Here is a 19,016-nt window from a genome sequence, read left to right as displayed (position 1 = left end):
GCTCAACGCACCCACGCTCCCAGCCTGGTCATCCGCTCGGCGACCTGCTCCGAGGTGGGCGCCGCGACGGAGTCCACGATCCTGCCGTCGGCCAGGAACAGCACCGCGTCGGCGTACGAGGCGGCCACCGGGTCGTGGGTGACCATCACCACCGTCTGTCCCGTCCCGTCCACGATCTCCCGCAGCAGCGTCAGCACGTCACGGGCGGTCATCGTGTCCAGCGCGCCGGTCGGCTCGTCACCGAACACGACCTCCGGCCGGGTGACCAGCGCCCTGGCGATGGCCACCCGCTGCTGCTGGCCACCGGACAGCTGCGCGGGCCGGTGGCCCGTCCGTCCCGTCAGGCCCACCTTGGACACGACCTCGTCGAGCCATGCCCGGTCCACCCGTACGCCCGCCAGGCGCAGCGGCAGGGTGATGTTCTCGATCACGGTGAGCGCCGAGACCAGGTTGAACGCCTGGAACACGAAGCCGATCCGCTGCCTGCGCAGCTCGGTCAGCGCGGTCTCGTCCATCCCGGCCAGTTCGGTGCCGCCGAGCCGTACCGAGCCCGAGGACGGCACGTCCAACCCCGCCGCGCAGTGCAGGAACGTGCTCTTGCCCGAGCCCGAAGGGCCCATGACCGCGGTGAAACTCCCGCGCGGAATGCCTATCGACACCTCGCGCAGGGCCGCGACCGCGCCCTGCCCCTTGCCGTACACCTTGCTCACCGCGTCCAAGCGCAGCACGTCTGTCATGACTCTCAGCCTGCTGACCAGGTACGGCGTGGACCAGAGACGCGATCACGCCTGCACCATGACCTCATCATGATCCGGACACTGGTAGACATATCCCTGTGATTCGCGTGCTTCTGGCCGAGGACCAGCACGTCATCAGGGGCGCCCTGGTGGCCCTGCTCGGCCTCGAACCGGACCTGGAGATCGTGGCGGCGGTCGAGTCGGGCGACGCCGCCGTTCCGTCGGCCCTGGTCCACCGGCCGGACGTCGCGGTGCTCGACATCGACATGCCCGGCACGCTCGACGGCCTGGCCGCCGCGGCCGAAATACGCGCGAAGCTGCCGTCGTGCCGCACGCTCATGCTGACCGGGCACGGCAAGCCGGGGCACCTGCGCCGGGCGCTCGGGGCGCAGGTGGACGGGTTCCTGCTGAAGACCGCGCCGCCGGAGGACCTGGTGGCGGCGATCCGCGACGTCGCGGCGGGCAAGCGGGTCCTCGACCCCTCACTGGCGGTCACCGCCTGGGACCTGGCCGACAACCCGCTGACTCCGCGAGAGGCCGACGTGCTGCGGCTGGCGGCGGGCGGCGCCGACGCGGCCGAGATAGCGACCAAACTCTTTCTCGGCGCGGGCACGGTACGCAACTACCTGACCGCCATCGTCGCCAAGCTCAACGCCCGCAACCGTACGGACGCCGTCCGCATCGCCACCGAGGCGGGCTGGATCTAACCGACCATGTGCATGGAGCTCGGCGCCTGGGCCGTCAGCTCGAACCAGTCGTCGTCGCGCTCCGTGCCGAGCCGCCCGTCCAGGGCCGCCAGGCGGGTGGTCAGGTTACCGATCCCGGCCGAACCGGGCCGCCCCTCCGACGAGCGCACGCCGTCGTTGCGTACGCGGAGCCGTACCACCCCGTCCTCCACCACCGTCGTGATCGCACAATGCCGGGCGGAGCTGTGCCTGAGCACGTTGGTCACCGCTTCCCGGAGCACGGTGCCCAGGACGTTCTCCACCTCGGCGGACAGCTCCGCGTGCGCGAGGCCGAGCTCCACCTGGATGCCCGCGGCGGCCAGCACCGACCGTGCCGACTCGGCCTCGGCGGCCAGCGACAGCGCCGGCCGCGCACCGGAGATGACGCGCAGATCCCCCTCCGCCTTCTCGGTCATCGCCAGTACGTCCACCAACTCGGCCCGGGCCCGCGCGGGGTCCAGGCGTCTGGCCAGCTCGCACTTGAGCAGGATCGCGGCCAGGCTGTGGCCGAGCAGGTCGTGCAGGTCGCGCGCGGCGCGCAGGCGCTCCTCGACCACGGCGGCGCGGGCCAGCGCCTGCCTGGCCTCCTGCAACTCCCGTACCAGCTGAGCGAGCTTGAGCAGCCCGTACACGACCAGGCCGGTCACAAGCGTGCTCGCGGTGAAGTTGACCATCAGCGGGACCGGCAGGCCGAGCAGCACCGCGCTCACCGCGACGCTCGCCATCACGCACCCGACCAGCGGCCAGGCCACGCTCCATGGGAACGCGAGCAGGATCGGACCGGCGAGGAACCCGGCCGCGCCCAGCCAGGCCCGCCCGAACACCGGAATCGGCAGATAGACCAGCAGCGCCAGCAACGCGAGCGCGAGCATGTGACGCCCGTTGATCGAACGGAGCTGCATGACGACGATCACGGCGAGACAGGCCGCGGCGGGCACCATCAGGCTCGCGGGTACGAACAGCAGTGCCTTGATCGAGAACCCGACCAGCACCGCGGCCAGCAGCGTGACCGACAGCCGGTAGGCGCCCGGGTCCTCGGCCGCCTCCGCCGGTCCCTCGGGCAGGACGGCGTCCACGGTCAGCCGACCCTCGGCGGACAGACCTGTGGTCAGGCTGCCGCCCGCCGCGCCCAGCTGCCGGGTCAGGTCGGCCAGACCCTCGTCCTCGGCCGTGCGGGCGCCGTCGTGGGTGACGCGCAGGCGTACCGTCCCGTCGGCGGTGGTGGTCTCGATGACGCAGGTCGTGGCCGTGTTCTGGCGTACGGCCTCGGTCACCACCTCGCGCAGCACCGCCGCGAGCAGCGCGCCCGCGGGGCCGAGCGGCTCGGAGTGCCCGACCCGCGTCTCGGTCTCGATCGCCGCGGCCGTCAGCATCGCGCGGGCGGTCGTCATCTCGGGCGCGAGTGACGTGGCGCGGTAGCCCGCGGCGGCGTTCCTGGCGTCGGCCAGGGAGCGGCGGGCGGTGGCGACGACCTCGCCGAGCGTCTCCGCGACGCGTTCGGGTCGATCCACGGCTTGATCCACAACAGAGGTGCGTTCCGGTCGATCCACGGCTTGATCCACAACGGAGGTGCGTTCGGGTCGATCCACAACAGACCGGACGCCGTCGGCGATCGCCGCGAGCCCTCTGCCGAGGCCGTCGCTCAGCCCGGTGGCGATGCGCAGCCGCTCCTCGGCCGCCGCCGCCAGCGCCAGCGCGAGCCGGGCGGCGTACATCTCGTCCACCCGATCGATGAGCCGGGTGAGGCCGTAGATCACCAGGGCGATCAGCACCATGCTGATCGCGGGGTCCGCCGGACCGACGACGGCGGCGCTGACCGCCACCAGCGGGGCCAACGGCCAGGCCGGGGTCAGCAGCAGCGACCCGCCCAGAAAGCCGAGGATCCCGACGGAGGTGCCGAAGCCTAGCGTGGCCGCGTAACCGACCAGCGCCTGTACGACCAGCAGCCACGGCCCCCTGAACCGCCGCAGGGAGCGCAGTACGTAGACGAGCTGCAGCCCGAACGCCACGATCGCGAGGGGTGACCCCGCCAGCACATAGACGGACGCGAACCCGGCGAGCACCACGACCACGATCCCCCGCGCCAGGCGCGGCACCGGAACCTGCGACAACTCACTCCCCCGTGTCAGACCGGGGGCAAGCCTACGGGTTGTCCGTTTTATGAGGAGGTCATGGGTCTTCGGTGACACGGTCTCTGGTTCGGAGATCCGCGACTCGGCAGAGTCGTTGACGCAAGCCGAACGATCACTGAAGAGGACCCCTGATGCGAAACCTCGCGATACTGTCCGCCGCCGGAGCGGCCACCGCCATCCTTGCCACCGCCCTCGTGACCCCCGCGCAGGCGGCGGCCGTCTCGTGGAGCGCCTGCCCCGCCGGGCCCGGTGTCGACGCGCGACAGGAATGCGCCACGCTGAAGGTGCCCCTGGACTATCAGGCGCCCGGTGGGCCGACGATCTCGCTGGCGGTGTCGCGGATCAGGACCGCCAAACCCGCGTCGCGTCGTGGCGTACTGCTGATCATCCCCGGCGGGCCGGGCAGCCCGGGCCTGAACCGGCCCAGCGTCCAGGTCAAGCGGCTGCCGCAGGACGTGCTCGACCGCTACGACATCATCGGGTTCGACCCGCGTGGCGTGGGCCAGAGCTCCCCCGTCTCCTGCGGGCTGGCGACCGGTGATCTCTCGCTCACCAAGCTCAAGCCGTACCCCGACGCCGACGGCGGCATCGCGGAGAACGCCGCCTGGTCGCGCAGGATCGCCGAGGCCTGCGCCCGCAACGGCGGGCCGCTCATCCGGCACATCAGCACCCGCAACGAGGCCAGGGACATCGACGCCATCCGCCGGGCGCTGGGCGAGAAGAAGCTCTCCTACTGGGGCGTCTCCTACGGCACCTACGCGGGCGCGGTCTACGCCACCATGTTCCCCGAGCGCACCGACCGGGTCGTCCTGGACAGCAACGACGATCCCGATCCGAGCCGGGTGGCACGGCAGTGGCTGGCCAACTACTCCGTCGGCGTGGAGGACCGCTTCCCCGACTTCGCCGCCTGGGCCGCGGCCCGTGACGCCGACTACGGCCTCGGCACTTCCGCGGCGGCGGTCCGCCGTACGTTCCTGGAGCTCACGGCCGAGCTGGACCGCAAGCCCTTGCCGTGGCCGGGCGCCAACCCCGAGGAGCTGAACGGCAACCTCCTCCGGGAGACCATGCTCAACGCGCTCTACTCCGACGCGAACTTCCCCATGCTGGCCGGGCTCATGCACGCCGCCCTGACCACCGCCGAACTGCCTCCGCCGAACACGCCACCGGCGGCCGTCCTGCAGAACACCGCCGCCCACGCCGGCGCCACCATGTGCAACGACGTCGAGTGGACGGACTCGGTCGCCACGTTCCAGCGGCAGGTGGCGCGTGACCGGATCGCCCACCCGCTCACCGGGGGCATGCCGGTCAACATGGGGCCGTGCGCGTACTGGCCCGTCAAGCCCGCCGAGCCGCCCGTACGGGTCGGCTCGCGCGGCCCGGCCAACGTGCTGCTCATCCAGAACCTGCGTGACCCGGCCACGCCGTACAGCGGCGCGCTGAAGATGCGGCAGGCGTTCGGGCAGCGGGCCCGCATGGTCAGCGTCGACTCCGGTGGCCACGGCGCCTACCTCGCGAACGGCAACGCCTGCGGCGACCAGACCGTCACCGGCTTCCTGACCACCGGCCGGCTGCCGACCCGCGACAAGGCCTGCTGACCGGCCTCGCCGTGAAGGCTCCTCCGTACGGCCACATAGGCCCTTCTCAGGGGCGGCGGCGCGCCGACATGATCAAGGCCACCAGCAGGAACACCCCGAACACCGCACCCAGCAAGAGCAGCCCGAACCCGATCAACAGATTCCAATTCCCGAACTCACCGAGAACCGGGAAGGCGGGATCCACGTAGTACATGACGATCCACAGGATGCCGACGATCCATGCGGCAAGCATCGCCACGGCCCAGCGTCGCAGCCAGCGTGTGGACCGCGGCGGGGCGGGCGCTCCTTCACGGGGATAGGGCTCAGACACCGATTTCGCTCCTGCCGTCGGCCGGGAATCGCGCCGATGACGCTATCGGAGAAGGGGCGGCCATTAAACCCCTTGGCCATTCGGGGACCGATTCCTATGAGCTGGGGACCGAGAAGCGAGGCGATCTACGGGACCCACCACGCGCACGGCGCGTCATCCGCTCTTGACAGCGCGTGTAGGGTTCCGTAAGTGCTTGATCAGCATTCGCGACAAAGGTGATTCGCATGTCATATCCCTCCCATGACCGCCATGATCGCCATCCGGGGTCGGCCCGTCCGAGAGTCAATCCGGCGCGAGTGTGGGGAGGCGGCGTGGCCGCCGCCGTGGTGGCCGCACTGATCGTGGTCGTCGGAGCTATGATCAGCAACCGGCTCCTGGGCATCCGCGCGCTGACTCCGTACGGGAACTCCGCTTACGGCAGCACGGCGATCACGGGATACGCGATCTCGGCCGCCACGGCCGCGCTCGTCGCGACGCTGCTGCTCTATGTCCTCATGCTGTCGACGCCGGAGCCGACCAAGTTCTTCGGCTGGATCGCCGGGCTCTTCACCGTGATCATCACGATCCTGCCGTTCATGTACTCCGTCGACCTCATCAGGCAGGTCGCCACGGCCGCCATCAACCTCGTCGTCGGCATCGCCATCTTCTCGCTCCTGGCCTCGATCGGGCGCACGGCCATGGACTTCGAGCACGTATCGGACCCCGACCCGTACCCGTACGAGCAGCCCCGGGGGTATGAGCCGCAAGGTTACGAGCCCCGCGGATACGACCAGCGGGGATACGAGCCCCGAGGCCACGAGCAGCGCAGGTACGAGCGCACCCGCGAATATGAACAGCGCGAATACGAGCAGCGCCGAAGCCGCGACCCGTACAACTGATCGGCTTTTGCCAGCCCGTACTCTTTTCCGGTGATGTGGCATCACCTCTCGGGGCTGACCGAGCATGCTTAAGGGCAGACGCGAGGACCAGGCGGTCGTCGACGGGCTGCTGGAGAGCGCGCGAGCGGGGCGCAGCGGCGCTCTCGTGATCTACGGTGATCCGGGCATCGGCAAGAGCGCTCTGCTGAGAAGCGCCTCCGAACGGGCCACCGATCTGCGCGTGCTCCGCAGCGTCGGGGTGGAGACCGAGGCCGAGCTCCCGTTCGCGGCGCTGCACCAGTTGCTGCGGCCGGAGCTGGCTCGCGCGGAGGCGCTGCCCGAGCGCCAGGCGCTCGCGCTGAAAGGCGCGCTCGGCCTCGGTGCGGCCGCGGGCGAGGACCGTTTCCTCATCGGACTCGGGACGCTGTCCCTGTTGTCGGAGATCGCCGAGGACGGCCCGCTGCTCTGCCTGGTGGACGACGCGCACTGGCTGGACCGGGCCTCCGCGGACGCGCTGGTCTTCGCGGCCAGGCGGCTCGACGCCGAGGGAGTCGTCCTGCTCTTCGCCGCACGTGACGGGTTCAACGCGCAGGGCCTGCCGGAGCGCCGGCTCGGCCCGCTCGACGCGGAGTCGGCGGCCGAGCTGCTGACCGAACGCGACCCACACCTGGCGGAGGGCCTCAGAAACCGGGTCCTGGCCGAGAGCTGCGGCAATCCGCTGGCGTTGATCGAGCTGCCGCGCACCGCCGACCCGTTCACTCCGATGCCGCTGCCGCGCCGGATCCAGGAGGCGTACGCGACCCGCATCGCGCGACTGCCGGACGGAGCCCAGCTGATGATCCTGCTCGCCGCCGTCGAGGACACCGGCGACCTGGGCACCGTACTCCGGGCGGCCGAACGGCTCGGGATCGGCGCCGAGTCTCTCGGTACGGCCGAGCGGGCCGGCTTCCTCACGGCCGGCGGCGGCCGCACCTTCGCCGACGCTGGCGGCGTCACTTTCGCGCACCCGCTCATGCGGGCCGCCGCCGTCCATTCGGCCGCCTTCGACCGGCGGCTGGTCGCGCACCGGGCGCTGGCCGACGTACTGGACGACCAGGACGACAGGCGGGCCTGGCACCTGGCCGCGGTCGCCCTGGGGCCCGACGAGCAGGTGGCCATCGCGCTGGAACGCGCCGCGGAACGGGCCAGGACACGGCACGGCCACGCGGCGGCGGCGGCCGCGCTCGAACGCGCCGCCGAACTCACCACCGACCCGGGATCGCTGGCCAGACGGCTGACGGAGGCGGCTGTGGCCGCCGCGGACGCGGGGTTGCCCGACCGGACCCAGGCACTGGCGGAAAGGGCCGCCCGCCTCGTCGACGACCCGCGCTCCATCGCCAGGCTCGCCGGGCTCCGCGCCAGGGTCGCCTTCGAACGCGGCTCCGTCCACACCGCCCACGACATTCTGCTCGCCGGCGCGAGCCGGGTCGCGGAGCTGGACCCGGTCGCCGCCGGTCTCATGCTCATCGACGCGGGACGCAACGCCTGGCAGCTCAGCGACCCGCGGCGGGTCGAGGAGGCCGCCGTACGGCTCCGCCGCCTGCCGCTGCGCGAGGAGGACGGTCTGGACTCCGCCGTGGACGCGGTCGAGGCGGCCGCCGAGTCGCTCGGCCACGGTCCGGCCAGAGCGCTGCCCGGCATGCGCCCGCTGGTGCTCGACGCGCGCGGTATCGAGCGCGGCTCCTACGGTCTGCGGGTCAACGGCGCGTTCGTGGCCGGGCTGGTGGGCGAGTTCGAGGCGCAGCGGGAGATCTCGGCGGCGCTGGTCGAGGAGTGCGGTGCGCTCGGCATGACCGGCTGGCTGCCGCTCGCGCACGTGACGCTGGCCGCGTCCGCGGTCTATCTCGGCCGGTTCACCGACGCCAAGGCCGATGCCGCGGAGGGGCTGCGGATCGCCAGGGACTTCGGCCAGCCGCACCGGACCGGCTACCTGGAGGGCATGCTGGCCTGGATCGCCGCCGTCGAGGGCGACGACGCCAGGTGCGCGGAGCTGGCCGCGCGCTGTGCCGAGCATTTCGCCGTGACCGGCATCGCCAACGGCGTGGCCTGGTCGGAGTGGGCCCAGGCGATGCTCGATCTGAGCCGTGGCCGCCACACGCAGGCGCTGGACCGGCTGGAGTCCGCCCTCGCCGGGCCGGTACGCCACCAGATCCAGGCCGTCTACTTCGCTGCCGACCAGGTCGAGGCGGCCGTACGCGCGGGACTGCCGGACCGGGCGAAGGAGCCGCTCGAACGGCTGGCGGAATGGGCCGGCGCGGCCCGGCTCGACTGGGCCGACGCGGTGCTGGCCCGCTGCCACGCGCTCGTCGAGCCGGGCGACGAGCTTTTCTCCGCCGCGCTGAAGCCACACGGCCGGCCCTTGGAACACGCCAGGACCGAACTGGTGTACGGCGAATGGCTCCGCCGCGAGCGGCGCAAGCGCGACGCGCGTACCAAACTGCGTGCCGCGCTGGAGACGTTCCAGCGGCTCGGCGCCGCCCCGTGGGCCGAGCGGGCCGCGGCCGAACTCCGCGCCGCCGGGGAGGTCATCGCCGCTCCCGCCGCCTTCGACAAGCTGGCCGACCTGTCGCCGCAGGAGCTGCAGATCGTCCGGCTGGCCATGACGGGCCTGACGAACCGGGAGATCGGCGCCCGGCTCTTCGTCAGCCCCAAGACCGTCAGCTACCACCTTTACCGGGCCTTCCCCAAGCTCGGCGTCTCCTCCCGGGTGGAGCTGGCCAGGCTGGACCTAGGAGCGGCGTAGCGCGGGCGCCACGGCGGCGGCGACCGCGAGCGCCACGCATCCGGCGATCACCGCGCCGACCGCCGGCCAGGGCACACTGATCGCGATCGGCCCGGCGATCTGCACCAGCGAGCTCCAGAGCCCGCCCAGGCTGATCGCCGCGACGGCGGCGGCCAGCAGCACGCCGATGGCCACGACCAGGAGCGCCTCGCCGGCGACGTACCTCACCACCTGACCACGAGTCGCGCCGAGCAGTCGCAGCGACGCCCGCTCCGAAGTCCGATCGGAAGCCGCCATCAGCAGGATGTTGACCAGCGAGATCGCGGTGTAGGCGAGGATGATGCCGAGCACCACCAGGAGCCCGAGGCGGCTGGCGGAGCCGCGCCGGTCGCCCGTCTCGCTCACCCAGGCGTCCTTGGTGAGCGCCCGCGCGTTGTGCCCCTGCGTGGACCGCCGCAGAGCGGACTCCACATCCCGCGCCGAGGCTCCTGGCCGCAGCTTCACATAGGCCGTGGTCACCGGCGCGGAGAAGGCGTGTGCCGTGGTGACGTAGGAGTCGGACGGCGCGTTCGGGGCGAGCAGCGCGACCACCTTGAGCGAGATCTCGCTGCCGTCGGCCCGCCACAGCTTCGCGCTCTCGCCGAGTTCGAGTTCCCACGTCTCCGAGACCGCGATGGTCCGGTCGTTCAGCTGAGCCAGGGAGCCCTTGGTCACCGGGATGTCGAGCATGCTCCCGAACCGGGCCGGGTCCACGGCCTCGGTAGGCCGCTGGATCAGCGCGGTCTTGCCCTCAAGGGTGTACATACTGGTCGGGGCCGTGGTCGCGATCTCCACCTCGCGGATGGCCCGCAGCCGCTCGACGAGTTGCCGATCCAGTCCTACGGATCCTTCGGGGAGCACCAGGTAGTCGGCCCGTACGGGTGCCGCCTGCATCGCGGTCTTGGCCGCGTCGGTCATCGCGGCCGCGCCGAGCAGCGCGGCGGCCAGTCCCACCGCCACCAGGACCGGTGCCGCCGTCGCCGCGGTCTGCCTGACGGAGGTGGCCGCGGCGGCGGGCACCAAGGTGGCGCCCGCGCCACGAAGGCGGCTCAGCGGTACGGCGAGCAGCCTGGCGACCGGTCGCACGACGACCGGGGCGAGCAGGCCGACGCCCGCCACGAGCAGCATAAGGATCGGCATGAACGACTTGTTGTTGGTGGCGCCCTGCGGATCGCTCACGGCGTTCACCGCCATGCTGATCAGCGCGGCGGTGAACAGCCCCACGCCGACGAGCAGGCGCCCCCAGGTCATCACCCGAGGCTCGATCGCGGCCTCGCGCATGGCCTCCGCCGGGTGCACCCGACCGGCCCGCCTGGCCGCGACGCTCACGCCTGCCAGCGCGACCACCACGCTCACGGCGAAGGCCGTGACCGCCGGCCAGGTCTGCCTGCTCGGCACCAGCCAGGCAGGCGCCATCCCGAGGCCGACCAGCCAATCCAGAATCGGCCCCGCGGCGTACGGCCCGGCCAGCGCCCCCAGCGCGGAGGCGGCCACGGCGACGAATCCGGCCTCTGCGTACACCATGCGCCGCACCTGGCGGCGGGTCGCGCCGACGGTCCGCAACAGCGCGAACTCGCGCCGCCGCTGCGCCACCGCGAACGCGAACGTCGACGACACCACGAAGACGGCGATGAACACGGCGAATCCGGCGGCGATGCCGACGATCGTATTGGCGTTGTTACGGGCCCGCTCGTCACCCTCGCGGTTGGGGTCCATCAGCGCCCGCTCCTGCCCGGTGAGCACGGGTACGCCGCTCGGCCTCGTCCACAGGGCGAGCGCGTCGATGCGCGGAGACAGCCTGGCGGCCTGGTCGTCGGTGAAGAACACGGTGGGCGGGCCGTCCGTCACACCCACCACGGTGTACGGCTTCGTCCCCGACCGCGTGATCACACTCACCTTGTCGCCCACCCGGGCTCCCGCGCTCACCACGATTTCCCGCGCGGTCCGCGGCGCCCGGCCTTCGACCAGGCGCTGCGGCGCCGTACGGGACGCCGACCAGGGCCGGCCCACCGCGTCCTGTCCCCCCTCACCCTGCCCCTGGCCGCTCGCGACCTGCGCGGGGAAGATCCGGTCGACGACCGCGTCAGGAAAGCGGGCGGCCAGCTCGGCGGTCAGGCCGTGCCTCTCCGCCAGCGGCCGGCTCTGCTCTCCCTGCCACGTGTCCACCCGCAGCCGCTCGTCGGGCACGACCACGTACGGCGCGGCGGCGTAACGCTGCGGGGCGCGGTCGGGAGAGTCCACAGTGGTGGCCAGCACCTGACCCATCGCGGCGATCAGGGCGGTGCCGAGCGCGAGTGCGAGGAATGTGCCGACGAAGGAGACCAGGCGAGTACGCAGGGTGTGCCACGCGATGTTCAGCACGACTCCTCCAGCATCAGCATGCGGGCCGAGACGGCCTCAGCCGTGGGGTCGAGCAGCTGGCCGCAGATCCGGCCGTCCGCGAGGAACAGGACCCGGTCCGCGTACGCCGCCGCGGCCGGGTCGTGGGTGACCATCACGACCGTCTGCGCATGCCGGTCCACCAGCGAGCGCAGCAGCCTCAGCACGTCCCGGCTGGTGTTGGTGTCCAGCGCGCCGGTCGGCTCGTCGCCGAAGAGCACGGCGGGCCTGGCGACCAGCGCCCTGGCGATGGCCACGCGCTGCTGCTGGCCGCCGGACAGCTCGGCGGGCCGGTGCCCGGCCCGCTCCGCCAGACCGACCGCGTCCAGGCTCTGCCGTACCAGCTCACGGTCCACCCTGCGGCCCGCCAGCTTCAACGGCAGCGCCACGTTCTGCTCCGCGGTCAGGGAGGGCAGCAGATTGAACGACTGGAACACGAATCCGATGCGGTCGCGGCGCAGCAAGGTCAGCTTCCGCTCCGTCAGCCGGGTCAGGTCCCTGCCGTCCACCATGATCCGCCCCGACGTGGGCTTGTCCAGGCCGGCCGCACACTGCAACAACGTGGACTTGCCCGAGCCGGACGGCCCCATCACGGCGGTGAAGGTGCCCCGGCCGAACCCGACGCTCACGTTGTCGAGCGCGGTGACACCGTGCGCGTAGTGCTTCGTGACCGCCGTCAACTCAACCGCGGAGTCCAAGGCTTCCATGAATTTCACGATCAGAACGCTAGGGACGCCGGCCCGCCCGCGGTATCGGACAAGTGACTAGGACCAGACCTCCGCCGCGTTGTTCCCTTCGCCAGGAGCAGGTGCTTGGCGGCCGATTGGGTGCGACCCATGCGTTCATTTTGATCACACATGAGTTCATCTGGAGCCAACGGAGGGCACCAAGTCGGAACGAACAAACCGACCAAAGGGGACATTCAATGCCCAAAGCGATCATCCCCATCGTGTTCGCCCTTGCGATTACCGTGATGCCTCCCGCGGCGGCCGGCGCACGCACGCACCTGGACGTGAACGAACAGGACCGGACCTTCCTCCGGCAGGCACACCAAGGCAACCTGGCCGAGATCCAGGCCGGACAGGCCGCCCAGGACATGGGCGCCGGCAAGGCGGTCCGGGAGCTGGGCGCCAAACTGGTCAGCGATCACACCAAGATGGACGACGACGTGAGCCGGGTCGCCAAGCAGGTAGGGGTGGACCTGCCCGACAAGCCGAGCGAGGTCCAGCGCCGCCAGCTCGGGGAGCTGGCCGCCAAGAGCGGCGAAGCATTCGACCGAGCATGGCTGGCCGCGCAGATCGCCGGACACCGCCAGAGTCTCGCCAACGGCGCCAAGGAACTGCGGAAGGGATCCTCGCCGGAGGTGAAGCAGCTCGCCACCGATGCCAAGCCCATCGTCCAGACACACCTGGACCTGCTGATGGAAGCCAAGGGCGGCACCTGAGGCGATCAGCTGTAGGTCCGAGCGCGTCAAAGGTCCAGGATGACGTCCTCACGTGGCCGGGAGCAGCAGATGAGCGCGTCGCCTTCGGCGGGTGCGTCGAGTGGCTCGGGCGAGTAGTCGACGCTTCCGGCCAGCAGGCCGCTCTCACAGTTGTGGCAGACGCCGGTGCGGCATGACCAGCGGGTGGGCACGTCACAGGCTTCGGCGAGCTCCAGCAGGCTCGTGTACGCGGTACTCCAGCTCACCGTCAGCCCGCTGCGCGCGAAGGAGACCGCGGGCCCGTCGCCTGGCGGACCCGCGGGCGGGTGCACGGGAGTCACCGAGGCGCCCGTGACACCGGGCGTCAGGGACGGGCCGGCGCCGAAGATCTCCGTACGGACATGGGAGGGAGCGAGCGCGGAGGCGGCGAGCGCGACCGGGAAGTCCCGCATGAGCGCGGGAGGGCCGCACACGTACGTGTCGGCGCCGCGTGGCAGGCCGAGACCGCAGAGCAGGTCGAGGGAGAGCCGGCCCCTGGAGTGGTAGTCGACGCCCTGCCGGTCGCCGGGGGCCGGGCGGCTGTAGCAGACGTGCCGGTGCGCGTTCGCCAGCCGGCCGAGCAGGTCGCGGCTCTCGTCGGCGAAAGGGTGCTCGGTGCCGTCTCGAGCGCCGTACAGCCACCAGACCTCACGAGGGGATCGCTCGGCGGCGAGCGTGTGCAGCATGGCCATCACGGGGGTGGCGCCGATGCCCGCCGAGATGAGGACAACGGGACCGTCACCGGCCACGAGGGTGAAGGCGCCTCGCGGGGCCGCGCACTCGAGAACATCTCCGGTACGCAGATGGGCACGCAGGTATCCGCTGGCCGCCCCGTGCGGCTCCTGCTTGATGCTGAGGCGATACTCCCCGCCGCCCGGCGGGCCGGACAGCGAGTAACTGCGGATGAGCGACGGCCCGCCGCCCTCGGATGGCACCCGAACGGTGAGGAACTGGCCCGGCAACGCGGCAGGAAGCAGGCCGCCGCCGGGCGCGCCAGAACTCGGGTCGCCGTCGGAGGCGGCAGGGAGCGGCGCTCCGTCGGAGGCGGCAGGACGCAGGTCACCGCCGAGCGCGGCAGAACGCGGGTCACCGCCGAGTGCGGCCAGCGTCACGGAGAACACGCTGGCGCTCTCCGCCTCGATCCGCCTCACCCGGAGCGGCCGGAACCCCGGCCAGGCCGGCGGCGGAGAGACGGCGGGGGCCAGCCCCGCGTTGCCGCCCGCCGCGCCGGAAGCGCCGTCGGCCTGGTCGAGCAGCGCCTGCAACGACGTTCTCCAGCCGGGGCTGAGAGCGGGAATGCGCAGCGCCCGCGCGAGCTGCCGACGGGAGTGGCCCGGCAGGTACAGCAGCGCGTCGATGTCGGCGACCGTCACCCCCCTCGGGACCGGAGGCGACCTTGACGAACTCCTGCCCCGCCTCCACCCGGCCCTCGACGAGGACTTTCAGGTAGAACCCCGGCCGCCGGTGGGACACCAGCAACGCGGCCATCTGGGGCTCGCCCATCCGCAACCCCACCCGGTAGCAGGTGACCCGCGGCTGGGTGACCTCGAACAGCGCCTCGCCCACCTGGAACCGGTCTCCGATACAAACCTCGTCGTCCGGCAGCCCATCGACGGTGAAGTTCTCCCCGAACTGCCCGTAGGCGAAGTCGTCGCGGCCGAGGTGCTCCTGCCAGTGGCGGTAGGAGTCGAGCTGGTAGACCAGGACGGCACGGTACTCACCGCCATGCCCGGCCAGATCCCCCTGGCCGTCCCCGTCGACGTTGAGCCGCCGCACCATCCGCGGGCCGGCGACGGCGTACTTCCACACGCCGGTATGCACCGTCTTGCCCTGCCAGGCGACGTCCTGCGGAAGACCCACGTTGACCGATACCAGCCGCGCCATGCGTCCCTCCTCGCGTCAGGGTCCGTGCAGGGGGCGTGGACTACCGAACATACAGAACGAATAGCAATAAAACGGTCAGGTACTGTTCGCCGGAACGGAGGGCGGTGCATTGCCTACCATTAAATTATTAGTTAACTTTCCTTTATGAAGTCGCGCCCCCTAGCCGCGCTCACATTGGCCGCGGCCACCCTCATCACCGCATTCAGTTTCGCCTCGCCCGCACAGGCCGAAATACCCGGCTATGTCAAGCAGGGCACCTACGGCTGGCCCGACCAATGCGCCGGGATCGGCTACAACGGTCAGACCAACCACACCTGGCGCCAGTACTACTGCGAAACCGTCATCCCGACCAACTGGAACGCCCCGGGCCTTTACTACCTGTGGGTGCAGTACTAAAACAGCAGCTCTAGGCCGGATCGGCACCGTCAGCGAAGTGCGCCAGAACCATCTCGACCAGTGCGGCCACGTCGGCGTCGACCATCGGCTCGCCGGTCATGCCCATCCGGTGGAGCAAGGTCCCGACGACGACGTCAATGAAGAACAGGACCCGATTCTCCGGCTCGCCCAGCGCTTTCTGGAGCGCGAGCCGGTACGGGTCCTGCAACCGCGCGGACAGCGTCTCGCGTACGGCCGGATCACTGACGGCGTCACTGAACACGCCCGCGAACGCGTCGCCCACCCCGGGCTCGCCGATCTTGCCGCGATCCAGTGAATGGCCGGCGTCGCGGCGAAGACCACGTCATTGAGGCCGGCGCGGCCGACCGGGTGGCCTGGCGGATGTGGTCGCCCTCCGCGACACGGGGAGCCGCACGCGGACCTGGCGGACCGCCGTCTTCGGTGAGAGCACCGGCTCGATGGTCACCGCCCTGGCCGCGATCCGGGCCAGGAAGTCCGGCCTGCCCTTGCGGGCGCAGGTGCTGGCCAACTCCCCGGTCGACCTGACCTCGGCAGGGTTCGACCACGCCTCGATGCGCCAGTACGCCAACAGCCCGGCCCTCACCCTGACGCAGATGCGGTTCTTCCAGCAGCTCGCCGTTCCGCCGGGAACGGATCCTCGCGCGTTGTCGCCGCTGTACGCCGACGACCTGAGCGGGCTGGCCCCAGCGCTCGTGGTGGTGCCGACCATCGATCCGGTGGCCGATCACGGCCGCTGCTACGCCGAGCGACTGCGGGCGGCCGGGACGCCCGCGCGGCTCACCGAATATCCGGGAGCGACGCACGCGTTCCTCAGCATGCCGGGCGTGGTGCCGCAGGCCAAGGCCGCGCGGGCGGAGATCGTCGAGTTCCTCCGCGATGCCTTCGCCGGGTGACGGGCTCGGCTGAGACCGGCAGCAGCCGCTCGTACGCCTCCTCGGCCCGCGCCCGGTCGTCGCCGCCGCCGCCGCAAAGAACGCAAGCGCGCCGCCTCTCCGGCAAAACGTATATAGGTGCCTTTCAGCTAATTGCCAGAGGTTCGTCTTCGGGACCACCTCGCCCACGGGTAAAGTTATAGTCAAATTTTTGGAGCGAGTTGCAACGCCCTGACCTGCGGATATATCGCTCGTAGACTCGATGGGGCGCCTGCTCTTGGTCAATTCTTTGCCAATACGTGTGGGCGCGCTGAGGGAGCTACTACCGTTATGCGTGGGCATTAAAAAAGGGCCCAGCCCCCTCTCGCGAAGGGGACCGGGCCCTCGATGCCCAGCCGGGCCTGAGCCCATCACCAGGTACCTGTTTTCTCTGGTTCCAGCGTACCGACTGATGGGGCTGGAGACTTCCCTCCCTCAGGTCCGGCGTCATCCATTCGATCGGCTTTGGAGGCGCTGGTGAGCAATTTCTCCTTGTTTGTGCAGGTCCCTAGTGAATGGGGCAAGCATGTGGGGGTTCTCGTGATCATGATCGTGATCATCATTGCGGTGACGCTCGGTGTAGACATGGCCGACCTGCCATTCCGGGTCTGACCCACAGCTAGGAAGCTCAACTCCCCCGCGCCCGCCAAATGGGTGTGGGGGCGTCTGCATGCCACGGAAGCTGCGGGTGTCCCAGTGAGCTACGGATGTTCCTTCGCGGCGCTGGAGGCGGTGGGATATGTGTCATCTTCCCCGGTCGGCCTGACGAGGCTGTCGATCATGTTCATTCCGCTCCTGAGGCTAACCCGTCGCGCCATCAGGTCGCGTCACGGCGACCACACTCACGAGCCGTTCCAGGCCGTCAAAGTCCTTGGGGTTCGCGGTGAACAAGGGCAGCTCGTTACTGGCGGCTGTCGCGGCGATCATCAAGTCGGCGGTCCGGCTTCGTGGCTGTCGGCCCTGCGCGTACACGACAGCACAGATCTGCCCGAACATGCGGGCGGCGTCGGCGTCGTACGGCAGTGGGTCACCAAATGCCGCTTCGGCATACTGGAGCACCGCGACCCTTCCCGCGCGCCTGACCGGATCATCCGTGGCGTATGGGCCACGCGACAGCTCGCCAAGCGTGACGGCGGTGATCGCTGACTCCGCGGGCAGTTCGGCGGGATCAAAGAGCTTGAAGGCGGCCACGATGCTGGTGTCGAGAACGCCCCGCTCATGCCGGGTCACAGGCCGGTCCCGCCGAACGGATCGCGTAGCTCGTCATCGATCATCGTGTCCAGATCAGCCCGTACCTCGTCCCAGTCAATAGCCGGGGCGGTGGCGAAAACGGCCTGCGCCTCAGCTGTGGGAACGAACCGGCGGCGCTTGATCGGCTTCACTTCGGCCAGCGGCTCGCCGTTGATCGTCAGTATGTATCGCTTTCCCTCGCGAAGGCCGCGCGTGACGCTTCCAGAGTCATTGACGAACTGGCGCACGCTCACCTCGGTCGGTCGAGGCATCGGAGCATCCATGGCTCAATTGTACCCCTACGTACCACGGCGTACTACGGATTATATGTACAGGTAACCGGGATCCAGTCGGACACGATCCACATGCCAGCCGTCCACACCCCCGAGAGACCGCAAAGCGCTAGATACCATGACGCTTCAGCCGCAGGCGTACGTGCGAATGACCTGGAAAGGCGTGATCGAGATGCGGGTGCTCGTCTCGGTGGACATGGAGGGAATCGCCGGGGTGGTCGATGGCGATGATGTCATTCCCGGCCACAGCGAATACGAGCGCAACCGCAAACTGCTTACGGCGGAGGCCAGCGCAGCCGTCCGCGGCGTCCACCCCTACGAGGCAGGCGCCCAGGTGCTGGTCACCGAGGCCCACGCGCGTTTCCGCAATCTTCTCCCCGAACTGCTGGACCGGCGTGCCGAATTACTGCGTGGCGCGCCCAAACCCGGCGGAATGATGGCTGGACTGGCGGACAGTATCGACGCGGTCGCGCTGCTGCACCCCGACGAGGCATGCGACAGGATCGAACAGGCGATACCCGAGGCATTGGCCGGCCGCGGCACCGTCCGTCCGCTGCGTTTCGACGGCCCGGTGCGGTTGGAAGTACGGGTGCACCGGCCGCGGATGACCGAGCACGCGCTGCTGGTGCCGGGAATGGAGCTCGAAGACGGCTGCACGCTGCGCTACGCGGCACCGGACTTCCCGACCGCGTACCAGGTCATTGAACTCATCGCCACGCTCGGCGCCGTCTGATATCGATCCGAGCCGATGAATATTCAGAGGTTGCGGAGTGATCGGAGCTCGCTGATCACATCTGCGCCGGTGGGCGCGTGATCCGGGTCCACCAGCCACTGCAGCATCAGACCGGTCAGCAACGCGAGCGGCACGGAACCGCCGAGCCCTTCGCGTCCCTGGCGTTGCCCTTTGGCGAGGTGTTCACGTACCTCTGGTGATCGCTCGGCCTGCACTACGGCCTCGAGTTGGGCCACCCACAACGCCCGATGAGTGGTGAAGCTGTCGATCAGCGTCTGCCAGCGCTCTTCCGGCTCGTCGGACGGGGTGCGACGGGCGAGTTCGGCGCCGAGTTCGTCAACCGCCTCCACCAGGGCCTGGGTGAGCAGGGCATCTTTGGAGCCGAAGTGGTAGCCGATGGCGGCGTGACTCACTCCAGCGGCCGAGGCGATGTCCCGGACGGTCGTGCGAGCCCAGCCGCGTTCGATCAGGCATCGCTTGGCGCCGGCCAGCAGATCCTCTCGGTTTCCCATACGGCTCAGCATACCGAAGAACTTGCCCAAACGGTCTAT

19 protein-coding genes and 2 pseudogenes are annotated in these 19,016 nt (G+C 70.3%); 9 read left to right on the top strand and 12 right to left on the bottom strand.

Annotated elements, in window-relative coordinates; translation table 11 throughout:
- Window positions 1–2: 2 nt before the first annotated feature.
- Window positions 3–737, bottom strand: coding sequence for an ABC transporter ATP-binding protein (locus AB0B64_RS25090; RefSeq protein WP_358179942.1), 735 nt, complete (start codon window positions 735–737; stop codon window positions 3–5).
- 98 nt (window positions 738–835) lie between these two features.
- On the opposite strand from AB0B64_RS25090, the gene AB0B64_RS25085 reads away from it, so the two are divergent.
- Window positions 836–1,444: a response regulator transcription factor gene (locus AB0B64_RS25085; RefSeq protein WP_357949262.1), complete on the top strand. Its 609-nt coding sequence runs from the start codon at window positions 836–838 to the stop codon at window positions 1,442–1,444.
- On the opposite strand, the gene AB0B64_RS25080 is transcribed toward AB0B64_RS25085, so the two are convergent.
- On the bottom strand, window positions 1,441–3,573 hold the full coding sequence (locus AB0B64_RS25080) for a histidine kinase (protein ID WP_358179939.1): 2,133 nt from the start codon (window positions 3,571–3,573) through the stop codon (window positions 1,441–1,443). The two genes, AB0B64_RS25085 and AB0B64_RS25080, sit on opposite strands and share 4 nt — an antisense overlap.
- A gap of 152 nt (window positions 3,574–3,725) precedes the next feature.
- Between AB0B64_RS25080 and AB0B64_RS25075 the strand changes: the two genes are divergently transcribed.
- Window positions 3,726–5,189 carry an alpha/beta hydrolase gene (locus AB0B64_RS25075; protein ID WP_358179936.1) on the top strand — a complete coding sequence of 488 codons (1,464 nt, stop codon included), beginning with the start codon at window positions 3,726–3,728 and terminating at the stop codon, window positions 5,187–5,189.
- Window positions 5,190–5,235: 46 nt separating this feature from the next.
- Here the strand turns inward: AB0B64_RS25075 and AB0B64_RS25070 are convergent, their stop codons facing one another.
- Window positions 5,236–5,499 carry a cell division protein CrgA gene (locus tag AB0B64_RS25070; RefSeq protein WP_358179934.1) on the bottom strand — a complete coding sequence of 88 codons (264 nt, stop codon included), beginning with the start codon at window positions 5,497–5,499 and terminating at the stop codon, window positions 5,236–5,238.
- 224 nt (window positions 5,500–5,723) lie between these two features.
- Between AB0B64_RS25070 and AB0B64_RS25065 the strand changes: the two genes are divergently transcribed.
- Together AB0B64_RS25065 and AB0B64_RS25060 are read left to right on the top strand one after the other, a co-directional pair.
- A complete protein-coding gene (locus AB0B64_RS25065) occupies window positions 5,724–6,377 on the top strand; it encodes a DUF6069 family protein (RefSeq protein ID WP_357949252.1) in 654 nt (217 codons plus the stop codon).
- A 64-nt stretch (window positions 6,378–6,441) separates the two neighbouring features.
- The gene (locus AB0B64_RS25060; protein ID WP_358179931.1) at window positions 6,442–9,138 is read left to right on the top strand and encodes a LuxR family transcriptional regulator; all 2,697 of its coding nucleotides are present in this window, start codon (window positions 6,442–6,444) and stop codon (window positions 9,136–9,138) included.
- Here the strand turns inward: AB0B64_RS25060 and AB0B64_RS25055 are convergent.
- Window positions 9,124–11,517, bottom strand: a complete 2,394-nt coding sequence (locus tag AB0B64_RS25055) for an ABC transporter permease (RefSeq protein ID WP_358179928.1) — start codon at window positions 11,515–11,517, stop codon at window positions 9,124–9,126. The two genes, AB0B64_RS25060 and AB0B64_RS25055, sit on opposite strands and share 15 nt — an antisense overlap.
- Window positions 11,511–12,242 (bottom strand): ABC transporter ATP-binding protein, encoded by a 732-nt coding sequence (locus tag AB0B64_RS25050; RefSeq protein ID WP_357949499.1) that lies wholly within the window; start codon window positions 12,240–12,242, stop codon window positions 11,511–11,513. The genes AB0B64_RS25055 and AB0B64_RS25050 overlap by 7 nt, the downstream gene beginning before the upstream one ends.
- A gap of 218 nt (window positions 12,243–12,460) precedes the next feature.
- On the opposite strand from AB0B64_RS25050, the gene AB0B64_RS25045 reads away from it, so the two are divergent.
- Window positions 12,461–12,979, top strand: a complete 519-nt coding sequence (locus tag AB0B64_RS25045; RefSeq protein ID WP_357949245.1) for a DUF4142 domain-containing protein — start codon at window positions 12,461–12,463, stop codon at window positions 12,977–12,979.
- 26 nt (window positions 12,980–13,005) lie between these two features.
- Here the strand turns inward: AB0B64_RS25045 and AB0B64_RS25040 are convergent, their stop codons facing one another.
- From AB0B64_RS25040 to AB0B64_RS25030, 3 genes and pseudogenes are all read right to left on the bottom strand, one after another.
- Complete coding sequence (locus tag AB0B64_RS25040; RefSeq protein ID WP_358180077.1) at window positions 13,006–14,262, bottom strand: 2Fe-2S iron-sulfur cluster-binding protein; 1,257 nt, start codon at window positions 14,260–14,262, stop codon at window positions 13,006–13,008.
- 39 nt (window positions 14,263–14,301) lie between these two features.
- Window positions 14,302–14,370: pseudogene (locus tag AB0B64_RS25035) on the bottom strand (hypothetical protein); the annotation flags it as partial.
- A 43-nt stretch (window positions 14,371–14,413) separates the two neighbouring features.
- Window positions 14,414–14,776, bottom strand: a pseudogene (locus tag AB0B64_RS25030) (MOSC domain-containing protein); the annotation flags it as partial.
- A 249-nt stretch (window positions 14,777–15,025) separates the two neighbouring features.
- On the opposite strand from AB0B64_RS25030, the gene AB0B64_RS25025 reads away from it, so the two are divergent.
- Window positions 15,026–15,277 carry a hypothetical protein gene (locus tag AB0B64_RS25025; RefSeq protein WP_357949241.1) on the top strand — a complete coding sequence of 84 codons (252 nt, stop codon included), beginning with the start codon at window positions 15,026–15,028 and terminating at the stop codon, window positions 15,275–15,277.
- 10 nt (window positions 15,278–15,287) lie between these two features.
- Here AB0B64_RS25025 and AB0B64_RS25020 read toward each other — a convergent pair whose 3' ends face one another.
- Window positions 15,288–15,575, bottom strand: coding sequence for a TetR-like C-terminal domain-containing protein (locus AB0B64_RS25020; RefSeq protein WP_358180074.1), 288 nt, complete (start codon window positions 15,573–15,575; stop codon window positions 15,288–15,290).
- Between the two features lie 85 nt (window positions 15,576–15,660).
- Between AB0B64_RS25020 and AB0B64_RS25015 the strand changes: the two genes are divergently transcribed.
- The gene (locus tag AB0B64_RS25015; RefSeq protein ID WP_358179925.1) at window positions 15,661–16,191 is read left to right on the top strand and encodes an alpha/beta hydrolase fold domain-containing protein; all 531 of its coding nucleotides are present in this window, start codon (window positions 15,661–15,663) and stop codon (window positions 16,189–16,191) included.
- Between the two features lie 495 nt (window positions 16,192–16,686).
- A complete protein-coding gene (locus AB0B64_RS25010) occupies window positions 16,687–16,821 on the top strand; it encodes a hypothetical protein (protein ID WP_357949232.1) in 135 nt (44 codons plus the stop codon).
- A 189-nt stretch (window positions 16,822–17,010) separates the two neighbouring features.
- Here AB0B64_RS25010 and AB0B64_RS25005 read toward each other — a convergent pair whose 3' ends face one another.
- Window positions 17,011–17,439, bottom strand: a complete 429-nt coding sequence (locus tag AB0B64_RS25005) for a type II toxin-antitoxin system VapC family toxin (protein WP_357949229.1) — start codon at window positions 17,437–17,439, stop codon at window positions 17,011–17,013.
- The gene (locus AB0B64_RS25000) at window positions 17,436–17,687 is read right to left on the bottom strand and encodes a hypothetical protein (protein WP_358179923.1); all 252 of its coding nucleotides are present in this window, start codon (window positions 17,685–17,687) and stop codon (window positions 17,436–17,438) included. The genes AB0B64_RS25005 and AB0B64_RS25000 overlap by 4 nt, the downstream gene beginning before the upstream one ends.
- Window positions 17,688–17,850: 163 nt before the next feature.
- On the opposite strand from AB0B64_RS25000, the gene AB0B64_RS24995 reads away from it, so the two are divergent.
- Window positions 17,851–18,465, top strand: a complete 615-nt coding sequence (locus AB0B64_RS24995) for a M55 family metallopeptidase (protein WP_358179920.1) — start codon at window positions 17,851–17,853, stop codon at window positions 18,463–18,465.
- Between the two features lie 23 nt (window positions 18,466–18,488).
- On the opposite strand, the gene AB0B64_RS24990 is transcribed toward AB0B64_RS24995, so the two are convergent.
- Window positions 18,489–19,007, bottom strand: coding sequence for a TetR family transcriptional regulator (locus AB0B64_RS24990; RefSeq protein ID WP_358179917.1), 519 nt, complete (start codon window positions 19,005–19,007; stop codon window positions 18,489–18,491).
- Window positions 19,008–19,016: the final 9 nt, after the last annotated feature.

Origin of the sequence: Nonomuraea sp. NPDC049129 (genome assembly GCF_040648495.1) — a bacterium.
GTDB lineage: Bacteria > Actinomycetota > Actinomycetes > Streptosporangiales > Streptosporangiaceae > Nonomuraea.
The sequence above is the reverse complement of the archived record's forward strand: the minus strand, read 5'-3'. Positions and strand labels throughout refer to the sequence as shown.

Excerpts from the sequence above, each read along its gene's own strand:
- AB0B64_RS25090 (WP_358179942.1), bottom strand. The coding sequence starts at position 737 with ATGACAGACGTGCTGCGCTTGGACGCGGTGAGCAAGGTGTACGGCAAG.
- AB0B64_RS25075 (WP_358179936.1), top strand. The coding sequence starts at position 3,726 with ATGCGAAACCTCGCGATACTGTCCGCCGCCGGAGCGGCCACCGCCATC.
- AB0B64_RS25065 (WP_357949252.1), top strand. The coding sequence starts at position 5,724 with ATGTCATATCCCTCCCATGACCGCCATGATCGCCATCCGGGGTCGGCC.
- AB0B64_RS25060 (WP_358179931.1), top strand. The coding sequence starts at position 6,442 with ATGCTTAAGGGCAGACGCGAGGACCAGGCGGTCGTCGACGGGCTGCTG.
- AB0B64_RS25050 (WP_357949499.1), bottom strand. The coding sequence starts at position 12,242 with ATGGAAGCCTTGGACTCCGCGGTTGAGTTGACGGCGGTCACGAAGCAC.
- AB0B64_RS25045 (WP_357949245.1), top strand. The coding sequence starts at position 12,461 with ATGCCCAAAGCGATCATCCCCATCGTGTTCGCCCTTGCGATTACCGTG.
- AB0B64_RS25025 (WP_357949241.1), top strand. The coding sequence starts at position 15,026 with ATGAAGTCGCGCCCCCTAGCCGCGCTCACATTGGCCGCGGCCACCCTC.
- AB0B64_RS24995 (WP_358179920.1), top strand. The coding sequence starts at position 17,851 with ATGACGCTTCAGCCGCAGGCGTACGTGCGAATGACCTGGAAAGGCGTG.